The organism is Rufibacter sediminis, from assembly GCF_014269285.1.
In the GTDB taxonomy this organism is placed as follows: Bacteria; Bacteroidota; Bacteroidia; order Cytophagales; family Hymenobacteraceae; genus Nibribacter; species Nibribacter sediminis.
In genome coordinates this window covers 95,530-111,598 of sequence record NZ_JACOAF010000022.1, presented here as the reverse complement: position 1 = coordinate 111,598, position 16,069 = coordinate 95,530, and the positions used below count along the sequence as shown (strand labels likewise).

Annotated in this window: 13 protein-coding genes and 1 pseudogene; 6 read left to right on the top strand and 8 right to left on the bottom strand. The window is 55.3% G+C overall.

Annotation, left to right across the window (positions count from 1 at the left end; all coding sequences use genetic code 11):
• Positions 1–167: 167 nt before the first annotated feature.
• From H7U12_RS09670 to H7U12_RS09660, 3 genes are all read right to left on the bottom strand, one after another.
• Positions 168–812: an O-methyltransferase gene (locus H7U12_RS09670; RefSeq protein ID WP_186636678.1), complete on the bottom strand. Its 645-nt coding sequence runs from the start codon at positions 810–812 to the stop codon at positions 168–170.
• 662 nt (positions 813–1,474) lie between these two features.
• Positions 1,475–2,068, bottom strand: a complete 594-nt coding sequence (locus tag H7U12_RS09665) for a redoxin domain-containing protein (protein ID WP_186636676.1) — start codon at positions 2,066–2,068, stop codon at positions 1,475–1,477.
• Positions 2,069–2,162: 94 nt separating this feature from the next.
• The gene (locus tag H7U12_RS09660; RefSeq protein WP_186636674.1) at positions 2,163–2,804 is read right to left on the bottom strand and encodes a 4'-phosphopantetheinyl transferase family protein; all 642 of its coding nucleotides are present in this window, start codon (positions 2,802–2,804) and stop codon (positions 2,163–2,165) included.
• An 82-nt stretch (positions 2,805–2,886) separates the two neighbouring features.
• On the opposite strand from H7U12_RS09660, the gene H7U12_RS09655 reads away from it, so the two are divergent.
• Genes H7U12_RS09655 through folB form a run of 3 tightly spaced genes read left to right on the top strand, consistent with a single transcriptional unit; the run spans position 2,887 to position 5,215 of the window.
• Positions 2,887–3,816: a WD40 repeat domain-containing protein gene (locus H7U12_RS09655; protein WP_186636670.1), complete on the top strand. Its 930-nt coding sequence runs from the start codon at positions 2,887–2,889 to the stop codon at positions 3,814–3,816.
• Positions 3,813–4,844, top strand: a complete 1,032-nt coding sequence (locus H7U12_RS09650) for a DivIVA domain-containing protein (protein WP_186636668.1) — start codon at positions 3,813–3,815, stop codon at positions 4,842–4,844. The genes H7U12_RS09655 and H7U12_RS09650 overlap by 4 nt, the downstream gene beginning before the upstream one ends.
• Positions 4,845–4,855: 11 nt before the next feature.
• Positions 4,856–5,215: a dihydroneopterin aldolase gene (folB, locus tag H7U12_RS09645; protein WP_186636661.1), complete on the top strand. Its 360-nt coding sequence runs from the start codon at positions 4,856–4,858 to the stop codon at positions 5,213–5,215.
• 297 nt (positions 5,216–5,512) lie between these two features.
• On the opposite strand, the gene H7U12_RS09640 is transcribed toward folB, so the two are convergent.
• Entirely contained in the window at positions 5,513–7,990 is a 2,478-nt protein-coding gene (locus tag H7U12_RS09640; protein ID WP_186636659.1) for a penicillin-binding protein 1A, read from the bottom strand.
• Between the two features lie 162 nt (positions 7,991–8,152).
• Here H7U12_RS09640 and H7U12_RS09635 point away from each other — a divergent pair, with 162 nt between their 5' ends.
• Entirely contained in the window at positions 8,153–9,181 is a 1,029-nt protein-coding gene (locus H7U12_RS09635) for an LLM class flavin-dependent oxidoreductase (protein WP_186636650.1), read from the top strand.
• 457 nt (positions 9,182–9,638) lie between these two features.
• Here the strand turns inward: H7U12_RS09635 and H7U12_RS09630 are convergent.
• From H7U12_RS09630 to H7U12_RS09615, 4 genes and pseudogenes are all read right to left on the bottom strand, one after another.
• Positions 9,639–10,379: pseudogene (locus H7U12_RS09630) on the bottom strand (DUF72 domain-containing protein).
• A 334-nt stretch (positions 10,380–10,713) separates the two neighbouring features.
• Positions 10,714–11,085, bottom strand: a complete 372-nt coding sequence (locus H7U12_RS09625; RefSeq protein ID WP_186636648.1) for a hypothetical protein — start codon at positions 11,083–11,085, stop codon at positions 10,714–10,716.
• Entirely contained in the window at positions 11,058–11,354 is a 297-nt protein-coding gene (locus H7U12_RS09620) for a hypothetical protein (protein ID WP_186636645.1), read from the bottom strand. Before H7U12_RS09620 ends, H7U12_RS09625 begins: the two co-directional genes overlap by 28 nt.
• The gene (locus H7U12_RS09615; RefSeq protein ID WP_186636642.1) at positions 11,351–11,884 is read right to left on the bottom strand and encodes a GAF domain-containing protein; all 534 of its coding nucleotides are present in this window, start codon (positions 11,882–11,884) and stop codon (positions 11,351–11,353) included. The genes H7U12_RS09620 and H7U12_RS09615 overlap by 4 nt, the downstream gene beginning before the upstream one ends.
• 356 nt (positions 11,885–12,240) lie before the next feature.
• On the opposite strand from H7U12_RS09615, the gene H7U12_RS09610 reads away from it, so the two are divergent.
• A complete protein-coding gene (locus H7U12_RS09610) occupies positions 12,241–13,269 on the top strand; it encodes a quinone-dependent dihydroorotate dehydrogenase (RefSeq protein WP_186636639.1) in 1,029 nt (342 codons plus the stop codon).
• An 84-nt stretch (positions 13,270–13,353) separates the two neighbouring features.
• The gene (locus H7U12_RS09605; RefSeq protein WP_186636636.1) at positions 13,354–16,068 is read left to right on the top strand and encodes a DNA translocase FtsK; all 2,715 of its coding nucleotides are present in this window, start codon (positions 13,354–13,356) and stop codon (positions 16,066–16,068) included.
• Position 16,069 lies beyond the last annotated feature (1 nt).

The following is a 16,069-nucleotide window of genomic DNA, read 5'->3' as shown; positions in this document are numbered from 1 at the left end:
CTATGTTCTTGTAACACTGGAATTACCGCCGCCTAAGTGGCTACAGGGTAATAAGTTGTCAGCATAGATGTACTACAAAGTAGGTGATTTTGAGGGCGTAAAGGAAGAAGGGGGTAGGTAAAAATTTATCCACCCGCTTTTCCACGGGGTTGTCCACAGATTGTGGATTACTTTTTCCGAGCCACCAAAATCCCGTCCCTCATGGGCAGCAGCAGGTTTTCCACCCGAGGGTCTTCGTGCACCTTGCGGTTGAAGTCCAGCACCAGCTCGGTGTCCTTGTCCAGCTTGGGCCTGAATTTCTCCACCACCTTGCCGCTCCAGAGCACATTGTCCGTGAGGATGAAGCCGCCGGGCCGCACGCTGTCCAGCACCAGATCATAGTAAAGGCCGTTGCTTTTCTTATCCGCGTCAATGAACACCAAATCCCATTGCTCCTGCAGGGTAGGAATCACCTCGGCCGCCTGCCCGATGTGCAGCTGAATCTTCTGCTCCAGGCCCGCCGCCCCAATGTAGCCGCGCACCATGTCTTCCAGCTCATCGTTCACGTCAATGGTGTGCAGCACGCCGTCTTCGGTCAAGCCCTCGGCCAGGCAAAGCGCCGAGTAGCCCGTGTACGTGCCAATCTCCAGGATGCGGCGCGGGCGCAGCATCTGCGAGAACATGGCCAGCGTGCGCCCCTGCAAATGCCCCGAGAGCATGCGCGGTTTCATCACCTTCAGGTGCGTCTCACGGTTCAGCTGGTGCAAGAGCGGGGTCTCAGGGGAAGTGTGCGCCTCGGCGTAGGCATTCAGGTCTGGGTCCAGGAAATCCATTTTGTAAATTAGGAGATGTGGGAATTTGAAGATGTGTAAATAAGTTCTGGGCAAAGGTACAGCCGCGGAGTTTAGGAGGATAGTTTTGGCCTAGTTTTCAGAAAACAGCCCTAAAAAGGTCAGGTAAGCAAATTCACCACACCACCATTTCCAGACGTAGGGCGTTTCCTTCTGTGACTTGCTGGGTCTGCTTGCATTGGTTTAACTTTTCAGTTTCGCCCTACAAAATCCAGAAATTTGAGGCGTGCATGAGGCGAAAGCCTCCGCTGCGCTTCGCAGATTCAGCACAAGCAACCATCATTCCACCCTAAACAGCCCTGCTCCTAAAAGAAGTACTCGTAATTGCCATGAAGTCGTTGAACCGCAGTCTCCGTTGTTGGTGAGAACACCAACAACGGAGAGAGGAGTAGGAAGAAAATGAATCAGCAGGTGTAAACATCCCCCTTCGCCCCCTTCAAAGGGGGAATCTCCGCTGAGGAGCAATAGTCAAAGACGGGTAGGGTAACAATTCACCAAGAAGAAGGCAAGGCACGGAAGTAACTCCGCACCATAGAACATCAAAAAGAGCCTGTCACATACGCAGCAGGCTCTCCAGCAATTAAGATTCTCTCAAAAACCGTTTTGAGCCTATTTTCCCAAAAGCAGCCTCAAAACAGCTCTCCTTAAAACCGCTTAATCAAACATCCCGTAGCCCGGCGTTCTGAGTTGGCGACGGAACGCCCAGCCAACAGCGCGTCCAGCGCCCCAGCCAAATACCGCTCTTTCACATAGTTCTCCGCTTGCGGATTGTCATCAATGGCGCCTTTGTAGCGCAGGTAGAACCCGTCATTGGAGTTCTGGAGCACAAATACCTCCGGCGCTTTGGTGGCGCCAAACTGCTTGCTCAGTTGCTGCCCTTCATCAATCAGATAAGGGAAATTCTGGGTGCTGGGACGGTCTGGCTGGGCTTTGTCGGTTTGGCTGCCTTCTTCCAGCCCGATGTTCGTGTTCACGTACACGAACTTAGCGCCTTTGCCGCTGTACGCCTTAGAAAGGCTTTGCAGGCGGTTTTCGTAAAGTTTGGAATACGGGCAGCTGACGCTGGTGAAGACCACCACCACCAGCGGGGTGTCTTTGAAACTAGACAACTCCACGGCTTGGTGCTGGGCATCTTTCAGCGTGAAATTGTCCACTTTGGCACCCAGGCGGTATCCGCTCTGGGCGAAGGCACCGGTGGTGAAGAAAAAGGCGATTAAAAAAGTAAAGAATGATCTCATATTCGTTAGGTCCAAAAGGTGAAGGGTGTGTACCGGAGAACGTTTCTCCGGCAGGGGAAACCCTATTGAAAGGCTAATTCAGCCAACTACTTGTTCAGCGCGGGGCCAGTACATACGTCAGCACAAACGCCGGGTGTATTTCATACTGAACGGTAAAGCGCTGCTCCAACGTATCCGTGACTACCCGCCCCGTGAAAGCACCGGCCGCCTGCCGATCAAAATCTTCCAGCAACAGATTCTCCTTGAAGTGGAGTTTCTTGTGGCGGTACACTTTGTAAAGGGTCTCCTTGGCGCTCCAGTATACGTGTATTTTGTCAGAGTCACTCGCCGAGGCCGCTGTTTCTGCCTCGTTCAGGAACCGCGGGGCCAGGCGAGGGGCCTTTTCTCCCTTTAGTTCAAGATCTATGCCAACTTGGTGCGTGCCCGATACCATGGCCCCCACCCATTCGCCCGAGTGCGTCAGGGAGACGTGCCAGGCGGCATCAGAGCAAACTGGTCCGCCCGTTTCTTGCGTGTGCAGGTACATATCCGGGGCCGAGAGCTTTTCCAGCAGCAGGTAGGCCAACAGACGCGCCGCCAGCCACTCGCGGGTACGTGACTCGGCTTTGAAAACCGGCAGTTCATGGTCAGGGCGTCGCGCCAACAGTTCTTCCCGCAACTGATCAGTGGTTTCTGTTACCAGCCAAAGTCCCAGGAGCGAGGTGGAAGAAAGTTGCTGGAGCTGGTGAAGCGGCATAGGCGCGAAAAGGCGGAAGCGGTTTTTGGGCTGTTTTTGGTAAATTTAGGCAAAAATAGCTTCCGTTCCCTTACCCTTTGCCATGGCTAGTCCGTTTCAGGTTCAGAAAATCACCACCCTTACCGGTCACCGCGACTGCGTCTATACGCTGGAACGCGCGCCCGAGCCCCAGAAATTCTTTTCGGCCGGGGCCGATGGCATGGTGGTGCAGTGGGATTTAACCAACCCCGAGCACGGCGAACTGGTGGCCCGCGTCAGTTCCAGCGTGTACGCGCTCAAATACGTGCCGGAGAAAGAATGGCTCCTGATCGGGCACAACCACAACAGCCTGGAAGTACTGGACCTCCGGGCCAAGGGTATCGTAAAAACCATTCCGTTACCCCCGGCCGCCATCTTTGACATTCAGTATTCCTGGAGCACGCAACAGGCATTCCTAGCCTTAGGCGACGGCTCGTTGGTGGCGGTAGATCTGGAGAAACTGGCTGTGCAGAAAGTGAAGCGGTTCTCCGAGAAGAGTATCCGGACCATCGCGCTGCATCCGCAGAAACCGGAACTGGCGCTGGGCTTGAGCGACCACCGAATTTTAATGCTGGATTTGGAGACGCTGGACGTAAAGCAAACGTTAGAAGGCCATACCGGCTCGGTGTTCACGTTGGCGTACACGCCTGCGGGTGATTACCTGCTCAGCGGCAGCCGTGATGCCCATTTGCGCGTATGGGAGGCAGTAAACCAGTATCAGGAACATGCCAGCGTCATTGCGCACCTGTTCACCCTGAACCACATCGCGTTCAGCCCCAACGGGCGGCTTTTTGCCACCTGCAGCATGGACAAAAGCGTGAAGGTATGGGATGCCCAGACGTTCAAATTATTGAAAGTGATAGACAAAGCCCGGCACGCCGGCCACGGCACCTCTGTCAACAAATTGTTTTGGTCGGCTCATTGGAATCAGTTAGTTTCGTGTAGTGATGACCGCAGCATTGCGGTTTGGGCGTTAACCTTGAAGGAAATATGAAGATTACACCGTTAGAAATCAGACAGAAAACGTTTGAGAAAGCGTTTAGGGGCTTGGACAAAGAGGAGGTGCACGCATTTCTGCTGAACCTTTCCCAGCAGTGGGAAAAGTTGCAGGATGAGAACAAAGACCTGCGCCTGAAGTTGGAAGTGGCCGGCCGTGAAGTCCAGAAACTGCGCGAGGTGGAATCATCGCTTTACAAAACCCTCAAGACCGCCGAAGACACCAGCACCAGCATTGTAGACCAGGCCACTAAAGCCGCTGACCTGCAGGTGCGCGAAGCCCAGCTCAAAGCCGATCAGGTGCTGGAAGCCGCCCGCCAGAAAGCCCGCAGCGTACTGGAAAGCGCCTACATGCAAGCCGACAAAACCGTGGCAGAAATGCATGCTGAGGTGAAGAACCTGGAGCAGGATTACCTACGCCTGGAAGATTACCTGGAGAACATGGTGCGCGATCTTCAGAACCTGGCCTCAGACGCCTTGGACAAGGTGGAGAAAACCAGAGCAAAACCAAAAGCCTCACTTGCCAGTATCTTACAAAGAGCCGCTCAAATTAAAGCACAGCGGCCCGATGACGAAAAAGATACGACCATGAACGCATTCACTTCAATGCCCATAGCCCCGGTAGCTCCGGCTACCACCAGCGCAGAGATCCCGGCTTCGGCCTTCACAGACCAGCCCCAGGCAGGCGGCTATGAAATAGGCGGCGGCGGAAGCCGCGAGTCTATTCCTTCTACGCCCGGCACTATTCAGCCGGTCCATACGCCAAACCCGGCCCCGGACGTGCAGCCCCGGACCCCCGAGATTGTGCCGCCGCACATCCCTACGCCGTCCATTGATCCTCCCAGAAGGGAAGAGCCCAAACCAGATATTCCGCCAGCGCCTAGCCCAACTCCAGTGGAGGAGCCAGCGCCCGAGCGGGAGCAACCGGTGCCTACCACCCCAGAGGTGCAGCCACCCATGACCACCCAAGCCAAACCAGCCCCAGCGGTTGCGGTGAGCGGCGGTTCTTTCTTTGACGAAATCTAGTTCTGGCATCTATGGGGCAGATTGCGCTGGAAGGCATGGAGTTCTTTGCCTACCACGGGTATTATGACGAGGAGCAGAAAATAGGGAACAAGTACGGGGTAGACCTCTACCTCCAAACCGACCTGCATGCTGCCGGCGCCTCAGACAACCTAGAGCAGACGGTAAACTACGAGACGCTGTATAACTTGGTAAAACACGAGATGAGCATTCCTGCCCGTCTTCTGGAGCATGTGGCCCACCGCATCTTAGAAGGCGTTTATCAGCAATTCCCCTTCGTGCAGCAGGTGAAAGTCAGCGTCTCCAAGTTCAACCCACCTTTAGGCGGAATCTGCCACCGGGCCAGAATCACGGTAGAGAAGAACAAAGCGTAAGACGATGTTTTTGGCCTGTTTTTAAGAAATCAGGCTGAAAACAAGAATAGAAAAGGCCTCACCCGTTGCAAGACAGGTGAGGCCTTTTTGTTTAACTTTTTTTTGGTGTTGCTTGTAGGGGCAATCCCTTGTGGTTGCTCTTATCGTGCCCGCTAGGTTGGGATTACTTTACAGGCAGATACAATCCTTCATCAGCAAAGGGCAACCACAAGGGATTGCCCCTACATAAAGACGGGAACCAATCCTTCATCTTCCCATCTCCACATCTGCAAATCTTCAAATCTCCTTATCTCCAAATCAATCTTCTCTTCCCCAGCGGCCGCGGCCTTTTCCGTTGCCGCGTTTTTCCAGCTTTTCCTCCAGGTCTTTCTGCCAGTCTTTTTCGCGGTCTTTTTCCTTCTTGCCTTTCCGTTTGAACAGGTCTTTGAGTTTGCGGCCGCTTCTTTTGAAGAACTCATCGATGCCTCGGTCTTCCTCCACCACAGTTTCTTCCACGAAGGGCGGTTGATAGGGCGGGCAGTTGAGGTAGCTCCGTAAATGTGCGGGCAGCGGGGCGAATTGGCTGTACCCGTATCGGCGGTAGGTACGGTCGGAGCTCAGGCGTTGGAAGAAGTTGCCCCAGATGGGAAGCGCGGTATTGGCTCCACCGCCTTTTTCCAGGTCCCGGAAACGGATGCGGCGGTCTTCGCCGCCTACCCAGGCTCCGGCCACCAACTCAGGCGTGAACCCGATGAACCAACCGTCGGCGTGTGATTGGGTGGTACCTGTTTTGCCCGCGATCCCCATTTTCAGGCGATACTCGCTCCGGAGCCGCCGGCCGGTGCCTTCCTGCACCACGTTTTCCAGCATGGGGCGCAGCAGAGCCGTTGTCTGGCTGGAGAGCACATGCTGGCCCTGGCCGTTCGGGTTGGCTTGGTCTAGCAGGACGGTGCCTTGCCGGTCGGTGATGCGCAGTAGGTAGCGGGGTTTGATCTGGTACCCGCCGTTGGCCAAAGCCGCGTAGGCCGCCACCATCTCCAAAAGGCTGGCATCGGCGGTGCCCAGGGCCAGGGAAGGCGTGGAGGGAAGCTCGCCGGTGATGCCCAGGCTATGCGCCGTTTGCACCACGTTGGGAAGACCCGCCTGCAGCGCCACGTTCACTGATACCGTGTTAATAGACTGCGAAAGCGCGCCCAGCATGGAGTAGGAGCCGCCGTACTGGTCATCGGCGTTGCGGGGCGACCAGTTTTCGTACTCGGGGAAGGTGCGCCGGTCATTGGAGAAGTAGGAGCAAGGGGCGATTCCTTTTTCCAGGGCCGTGGCGTACACAATGGGCTTGAACGTGGAGCCCACCTGCCGGCGCGACCGCACGTGGTCATATTGAAAGTAGTTGTGGTTGATGCCGCCCACCCAGGCCCGCACGAAGCCGCTTTTAGGTTCCATGGCAATAAAACCGGCGTTCAGGTAGCGCAAATAATGCCGCAGCGAATCCAGCGGGCTGATGGTGCGGGTAGTTTCGCCCCGCCACCGGAACACCTGCATTTTGCGGGGCGTTTTGAAAATCTCGTCAATTTCCTCGTCAGAAAGGCCGGCGGCTTTGTGGCGTTTGTAGCGCAGTGACCGCAGCTTGGCGGCTTGCAGGACATCGGGTTGGCCGGTCCAGGGCGCTTTGTTTCCCCAGTGCTTGTCAAAATCAATCTGCAAGGCTTTCATGCGCTGCTTCAAGGCCAGCTCGGCGTGACGCTGCATTTTGCTGTCTAGGGTGGTGTAAATCTTCAGACCGTCGGTGTAGAGGTTGTAGGGCTCGCCGTCGGCGTCTTTCTGCTGCGCCGCCCACTGGCCCAGTTCCTCGCGCAGGTGCTCCCGGAAGTAAGGCGCCAGGCCGCTGTGATGCGAGTACGGGTTGTATCGGAGCTCCAGCGGAAGCTTTTGCAGCGAGTCTTTCTGGGCGGGAGTAAGGTAGCCATATTTCGCCATCTGGGCCAGTACCACGTTGCGGCGCTGCTTGGAACGCTCAGGATACAGCTTGGGATGGTAGGAGGTAGTGCCTTTGAGCAACCCGATGAGCACGGCGGCTTCCTCGGTCTTGAGGGAATCAGCGGAGGTGTTGAAAAAGCGGCGGGCCGCCGATTCTATGCCGTACACGTTCCCGCCCATGGGCACGGTGTTCAGGTACAGCCCCAATATCTCTTCTTTGGAATAAATGGCCTCAAAACGCCGGGCCAGAATGGCTTCGCGCAGCTTGTTCACGGGCATGGACAGGAAACCCAGGCTCTTGCGCGGGAACAGGTTTTTGGCCAGCTGCTGGCTCAGGGTGCTGCCTCCGCCGGAGCTTTCTTCCTGCAACAAGAGGCTTTTGATGAACACGCGGGCCAGGCTGCGGTAATCCACGCCGTCGTGTTCGTAAAACCGGACATCCTCGGTGGCAATGAGGGCTTTGATGGCGGGCTCGGCAATCTGGTCATAGGCCACGTTGGTGCGGTCCTGGATGAAGTAGCGGCCAATGAGCACGCTGTCGGCGGTGTAGACCTCAGACGGCATGTTGTTCTGCACGGCTTTGAGTTGCCGCTTGGTGGGCAGCCAGCCAAACAGCCCGAAGTACACCGACAGGTAGAACACAAACAGCAGCATCAGTCCGCCAGCCAGGAGCTTGCCCATGACCCGCAGCCACCCTTTGGAATTCAACGACCGCCAGTAGCTGAGGCGTAGCTTCTGCCCGTGGCGCGCTATCCAGCGCCTGCGCCGGGTGTTGAACCAATCTGAGAAGCTTCCGAAGTACGAGTTAAAAAAGGGCATGCGCTAAAAACGTATAAACGTAAGCAAAGGCTATGCTTACCACAAGGATACTGCAAAGGTTGCGCCATTTCTGGGCCGTTTTCTCCAAATTGGCCGTAAAACAGAGGCGGCGGAAGTTTCCTTCCGGGCCAAAGATGTGGCTAATACTTGAAATCTAAGCAGATGGCAGAAGCGAAAAAGATAAAACTAAGCGTGCTGGACCAGTCTCCGGTGCGGGCGGGCGGCACCCCGGAACAGGCCCTGAAAGAAACCCTGCAATTGGCCCAACTAGCCGATCAACTGGGCTACACGCGCTATTGGGTGTCTGAGCACCACAACTCCCTGGGGTTGGCGGGGCCATCGCCCGAGGTCCTGATTCCGTACCTGGCGGCGCATACTCAACACCTGCGCGTGGGCTCGGGCGGCGTCATGTTGCCGCATTACAGCGCCCTGAAAGTGGCCCAGAATTTCCGGTTGTTGGAGGCGCTGTACCCCAACCGCATTGACCTGGGCATTGGCCGCGCCCCCGGCACCGACCGTAAAACCGCCGCCTTGCTCAACCCCTACAATCAGTTCAACGAGCAGGATTTCGTGGACCAGCTCATCAACCTGGACCGCTACCTGCAGGACGGCTTGAACGGCTCTGAGGCCGCCGAGGTGAAAGTCACGCCCCGTTCGGCTACCACGCCCGAGCGCTGGCTGCTGAGCTCCAGCGGCCAGAGCGGCGTGTTTGCGGCCCACTTCGGGATGGGGTTTTCCTTCGCCCACTTCATCAACCCCAACGGCGGCCCCGAGATGATGCACGCCTACCAGACGCGCTTCAGCCCCTCGGCCCTGCTGAAGCAGCCCGCCGGGAACTTCGGCATCTTCGTGCTCTGCGCCGATACTGAGGAGAAGGCCGAGGAACTGCAACTCTCCATGGACATGCTCATGCTGCACATCCGGCAAGGCAAAGCCAGCGGCGTTCCCTCCCTGGAAACCGCCAAAGCCTTCTACGCCGACCTGGAACCCGATGAACTGGCCCACGTGCAGTACAACCGCCAACGCATGGTCTCCGGCACCCCCGCCCAAGTGAAAGCCAAACTAGATGCCCTAGCCGAGGCCTACAACGTAGACGAGATTGTCATCGTCACCATCACCTACGATTTCCAGGACCGCCTCCGCAGCTATGAGTTACTGGCCCAGGCATACGGTCTGGAACCGCGGGAGTAATTGTTGATTGTTAATTGCTAATTGTTGGTTGTTAATTGCTGAAGTGTTTATTTCACTTGGAAGTGGTTGACGTGCGCTTTAAGGCTGTTATTTAGAAAGTAGGCTAAAACTAGAAAATCAGGCCCAAAACGCTGGCGCGAGTTTGCAACTCGTGCCCACCGATGAGGGGTAGTCTCCAGACTACCCTCGCCGTGACAACGGCGAAACCGGTACTGCCGATTTTTTTTCTTCCATCACTTTCCATCAACCTGTATTGCTCACAATGACATGTATCACTTAGCGCCAATTTACTTCCGTGACGTGCAATCTTAAGTCACGGAAGTAACTTCCGCGCCATAGTTGACAACGGCGAAACCGGGATTCCATCAGTTTCCACCTAACTACTATTGCCCACTATAGCTAGGAAATAAATCTGCGCCATAGTGAGTACTTCTTTTCTAGACTCAGGACTCCAGACTCAGAACTCCCTTTTTGTCAACTCCTGTAGCCGGAGGGCGTTGGCCGGGGCGTAGCCGTGCAGGTCATTGTCGAAGTACACGTACACGTCTTTTCCGGCGGCGGACCAGGTGCGGCAATGGGTGGCCCAGATATGAAGCGTGTCTTATGAGTAGCTGCCATCGTATTTCCCCTCGGGGCCGTGCAGGCGCACGTACACGAAATCGGCGGTGACTTCCAGCGGGGACAGGTGCCCGCCCAGGTCATAGATGCAGAAGGCGTGGCCGTGGTGTTGTAGCAAGGCATAGACCTCCGGCGAGTACCAGCTTTGGTCCCGGAACTCAAAGGTGTAGCGGTGGTAGGGCGGCAACACCTTCAGGAAATCCCGGAAGCGGTCCAGGTTCAGACGCCAGGCCGGCGGAAGTTGAAACAGAATGGGCCCTAATTTCTCTTCCAGCGCCTGGGCGTTGCCTAAAAATTGCGCCAGGCTCTGCTGCGGATCTTTGAGCTTTTTCATGTGCGTGATGTAGCGGCTGGCTTTCACCGAGAACAGAAACTCATCGGGAACGCTCGCTTTCCAGGTTGCAAAGGTCTCCGGGGAGGGCAGCCGGTAAAAGGAGTTGTTGATCTCCACCGTCCGGAAGAAGCGCAGATAGTACTGGGTGAAGTGTTTAGCGGTCACGCCCGCCGGGTAGAAATTCCCCTTCCAGTGGTTGTAGTGCCACCCCGAGGTGCCGATGTAGATGGTGCCGTTTTCCTGCATAGCCTTCCTTATACGCAGCGGGCGCATCAGGTTAGAACGTCGTCGGTTTTGGGGCTCTTTTTGGAAAACGGCCTCAAAACTGGCGGGGTGCACTATCTTTTTTACTCTTTGTTCCGCAGGATGGACTTGAAGAAGATCGGTACTTTTAAGCGCATTTTGCCAAAACAGCCTCAAAACGCAGCAGAAGCATCTCATAAGACCTCGTAGTGTCCGGAGGTCCTACGAGTGTCTCCTCTACTTTCCGTTTACGGGGTAATTTGCCCAAAACAGGTCCGAAACGACTCGCCTGCAGACACTGGTTGCAAGCAAAACTCATAACTAAAGGGGCAGGCGCTTACTTGTTCAGAAACCGATAGAAGATCCAGCCGCCCCAGGCATACAAAGCTACATCCACCAGGTCACCCGTGTAGCGGGGCAGAAATTTTGGGAAAACCCACTCAAACGCCAGGGAGACATACAGCACCACAAAGCCCACGTGGTACTTGGTGAAACGGATTTCAGGTCCGTACAGGAGCCGCATCAGAAACAAGGTAACGGTAAGGAGAAGCGGGAGGCAGAGCAGATCATCGAGATAAAACCGGACCCAGGCGGGGCGGGGAGCTTCCAGCCAAACGAGGCCGCGGTGGCCCAGGTAGACAACGGCCAGCAGCCAGAAAAGGGGCGTAAAGGTGCGCCAACTTACCCGGCCAGCAGCGCGATGAGCCATAAAATGAACGAGACAATGCCCACGAAGGCCATTTGAAACCCCAGGCCAATGCTTTTCCAGAATTTGGTGAACGCGGAGTCTGAGGGATCGATCTGGATGAAATCTACGCTGAAGCGTTCCTTTTCCTCTTGTTTGCGTTCTTCCTGGGCTTGCTGCCGCTCAAACGCGGCTGGGTCTAAGAGGCTTTGGCAATGCACGCATCGGTCAGTAACATCCTGATTCCAGGGCGACCATTGGTGACAGTGCGGACATTTTTTGCTTGCTTTCATGCGGTAGTAGGGGAGGAAACCTTTTCCAGTACTGCCTCCAGTGAGGGGGAAAGGATGGTGAGCAGAAGTTCCAGAAAGTGAGGATTAGGCAAGGATTTCTGGTGTTGAAGCGCCACCACGCCCACCAATTCATCAGAGGCGTTCAGCAGGGGAGCGCCAAAGTAGCTTTCAATCCCATACTCCCCCAGGTAAATATCCAAGGGAAAGCGGTCCTTCACGCCCGAGTCGAAATACAGTACTCCGTGGCGGGAGACGTTGGCGCAGGGCGTACCGGCTAGCGGATATGTGGCTTGGGTGGGGTAGGGCTTGCCCTGGAACAGAATCTGCAGGATTTTCATTTCCCCGGGAACCGGGGTTCGGTGGCAGATCATGACCACGTGGGCTCCGGAGTGTTGATACAGAAAATGAAGCACATCAGAGACATAGGAGGCGTGCTCAGACCGCTGGGTGAGCAGAACCGCCGCATCCAGGGCCGCTTTCTCCTCCGAGCTCCAAACCACTTCCAATCTCGTGTTCCAGTTTCCTAACATTGACGCGCTTTTTATTTGCTGCTGCCTAAGCAAAAGCCATGCCGTCGGGCACATTTTCCTTTGTTAGGTGGAAAATAGGCCCAATAATCTCCCAAAGCAAGAATTTGCCCGTATCGTCTGTCATTTTTCGCTTCCCAGATTGGGACGCTTTCTGCCTTTTAGGCCTGGTTTTCAGAAAACAAGCCTAAAACAAAGCTCTTGTACCGTTACCTGCTCATGCAGGCGATGAAAGCTGTGCCAGACGGCGGCGGACAACCTTCTGACTCAGAAAGCTGATGAGGCATTTCTGGGCCTGAGGTGATTTAATTGAAGCCGGAAGCAGGCTATTTTTTATCTTTGCCTAAACCTGTTGCGCTGTGTATAAAAATCTCATCCGTCCGTTACTGTTCAAGGTAGACCCTGAAAAGGTGCACCATCTCACCACCTCCGCGTTGAAAACCGGCTTTCAGCTGCCGTTGGCCAAGTCCATCACCCGGGGCATGTTCCAGGTCACGGACAAGCGGCTGGAGCGGAACGTGTTTGGGCTCACGTTTCCTAACCCGGTAGGCTTAGCGGCTGGTTTTGACAAAGATGCCCGCATGATTGATGAGTTTGCCGAGTTGGGTTTCGGGTTCATTGAAATCGGGACGCTCACGCCTAAGCCGCAGTCGGGGAATCCCAAACCACGCTTGTTCCGCCTGCCGCAGGACGGCGCCATCATCAACCGCATGGGCTTCAACAACGAAGGCGTAGACCAGGCCGTAGAGCGGCTGCGGAACCGCAAGAGCAACGTGATTGTGGGCGGCAACATCGGGAAAAACAAAGTCACGCCCAATGAGCAGGCCCTGCAGGACTACCTGTATTGCTTTGATGCTTTGTATGACGTGGTCGATTATTTTGTGGTGAACGTGAGCTCACCCAATACTCCCGACCTGCGCGCGTTACAGGAAAAAGAGCCGCTGCGTGATCTGCTCAGCAACCTGCAGAACCGCAACCAGGGCAAAAACAGGCCTAAGCCCCTGCTCCTGAAAATTGCCCCTGACCTGAATCAGGCCCAGTTGGATGACATTGTGGAGATTGCGGCCCAAACCCAGCTCTCGGGCGTGATTGGAACCAACACCACCATCAGCCGGGCCGGCTTGCAGACGCAGGGCCAGCGGATCACCGAGATTGGGGCGGGCGGCCTGAGCGGCAAGCCGCTCACCAGCGCCTCCACCCAGGTGATTCGGTACCTGCGCCAGCAACTTCCGGAGGAGATCAGGATCGTGGGCGTGGGCGGCATCATGACCGCCGAGGACGCGGTGGAGAAACTGGAGGCCGGGGCCGATTTGGTCCAATTATACACCGGATTCATCTACGAAGGCCCGGCCCTGATCAAGCAAATTAACCAGCGGTTACTCAGGTAAATACTATATTTTGAAAACCATATACAGGTAAATTGTTCAAGGCTTATTGAACGGAATAGTGTAGATTTGAAGTTTGGAGACAGCATGGCAACGAACACATATAAACGGGATGTAGGGACTAGTCCGCGGCCTAAGAATGCGCCCAGGATTCAGCAGAATGAACCAAGAGGGAAGGCAGAATCACGCGCTGTGAAAGAGCCCAAAGAGGCGAAAGCCAAGAAGTCGCTGCCCCGGCCGCAGATCTCATTCAACTTCCTCAAAGACCGACGGCTGCAGCTGTTCATCGGGTTTTTCTTTTTGCTTTCCTCGCTGTACCTGACCATCGCGTTTGTCTCGTTCCTGTTCACCGGCACAGCTGACCAAAGCATTGTGGAGTCCGTGACCACCGAAGACGTAAAAGCCGCCGGGCTGGAGTCTGAGAACTGGCTGGGCCTTTTTGGCGCCTGGATCTCCGATTACTTCATTAACCGCTGGTTTGGTGTTGCCTCGTTTTTCTTTATCCCGGTGGTGTTCTACATCGGCTATAAAATCGTTTTCCGGCGCACCTCCATCACCCTTTCCTCCGTGGTCACTCTGTGCCTTTTCGGGTTGCTGTGGGGCTGCGTGACGGCTGGTTATCTGGTGCTGTTGAACGAAGCCACCGATACGTACGGCTTCATGAGCGGCGGCATTGGCTACGAGACCGCCCTGTGGCTGCAGAGTTTGTTGGGCTGGGGAACCGGCCTCCTGATGGGCTTTGCCCTCATCGCCTTTGTGATGTTCTTCTTCAACATCACTACCCTGGGCCGACCCAGATTCCCGAAAACCGAGGCGGCAGCCCCGGCACCTGCGTCTGCCACGGCCGCCGTGGACAGAGCAGAAACCGGCGTGTTTGCTTCGCCATCGGCGGGCATGAACCACCTCACCAACCCCAGCGGTACGTTTGAGCCCCAGGAAGAGGAACCCGCGTTTCCGGCCCCTTTTCTGGTAAAGCAACCTGAACCGGAAGAAGAGGAATACCAAAATCAGCATGATGAGGAGGACGAGTTACAGGATGAAGAATACTATGACGACCAGGAGGACGAGGAAGCCTATGAAGAGGAAGTAGAGGCTCCGGAAGAGGACGTGTTTTCCGTGAATGAGCTGCCGGTAACGCCTCGTGCAGCTGTTCCTCCGGTCACCTCGGTTCCTTTGGCCCTGGAAGTTGAGCAGGACGATGATATTCTGCTGGAAGAACCTGAAGAGGAAGTGGAACTGGCCATTGCCAATGTAGGCCTAGAGGACGAAGAAGCCGATGTGGCGGTGAGTGAGAACTATGACCCCACGCTGGATTTGCCGCGCTACCAATACCCGTCCATTGACCTGCTCACCGACTACGGCGTAGCCAAGGTGCAAGTAACCAAAGAAGAACTGGAAGCGAACAAAGACCGCATTGTAGAGACCCTGGGGAACTACAACATCGGCATCGCCAGCATCAAAGCCACCATCGGGCCAACGGTTACGCTGTACGAAATTGTACCGGAAGCCGGCGTGCGGATTTCCAAGATCAAGAGTCTGGAAGACGACATCGCGTTGAGTTTGGCCGCGCTTGGTATCCGGATCATTGCCCCAATTCCGGGCAAGGGAACGATTGGTATCGAGGTGCCCAACAAGAAAAAGGAGATGGTACCCATCAAGTCCATCCTGAGCACCGAGAAGTTCATGAAGAGCGAGATGGAACTGCCCATCGCCTTCGGGAAAACCATCACCAACGAGGTCTTTATCACCGATTTGGCCAAAATGCCCCACTTGCTTATGGCGGGAGCCACGGGCCAAGGGAAATCAGTTGGTTTGAACGCGATTCTGACTTCGCTGCTCTATAAGCGCCATCCTTCGCAGCTCAAGTTTGTACTGGTAGACCCTAAAAAGGTGGAATTGTCTTTGTTCAACAAGATTGAGCGCCATTTCCTGGCCAAACTTCCGGATACCGATGAAGCCATCATTACCGATACCAAGAAAGTGGTGAACACGCTGAACTCGCTCTGTATGGAGATGGACCAGCGCTATGACCTTTTGAAGGATGCCGGTTGCCGGAACCTGAAGGAATACAACCTGAAGTTTGTGGAGCGCCGTCTGAATCCTAAGAAAGGCCACAAGTTCATGCCGTACATTGTGCTGGTGATTGACGAGTTGGCCGACTTGATGATGACTGCCGGAAAAGAGGTGGAAACGCCTATTGCGCGTCTGGCGCAGCTGGCCCGCGCTATTGGTATTCACTTAGTGGTAGCCACGCAGCGTCCATCCGTAAACGTGATCACCGGTATCATCAAGGCGAACTTCCCGGCGCGTATCTCCTTTAAAGTGACCTCCAAGATTGACTCCCGCACCATTCTGGACACCGGCGGTGCCGATCAGTTGATTGGCCAGGGCGATATGCTGTTCTCATTGGGTTCAGACCTGATCAGGGTGCAGTGCGCGTTCGTGGACACGCCCGAGGTGGATAGAATCTGTGATTTCATTGGCGAGCAGCAGGGCTATTCAGATGCGTACCTGTTGCCGGAGTTTGTGGGCGATGAATCTGGAAATGACAAAGCCGAGTTTGACCCCAGCAACAAAGACGCGATGTTTGAGGAGGCCGCCCGCATTGTGGTCACACACCAGCAGGGAAGTACCTCGCTCTTGCAACGTCGTCTGAAACTGGGCTACAACCGAGCCGGCCGTCTGATTGACCAATTGGAAGCCGCCGGTGTGGTGGGTCCGTTTGAAGGCAGCAAAGCGCGGGAAGTTTTAATTCCGGATGAATACAGTTTGGAACAGTTATTGAATAACATGCAACCGTAAG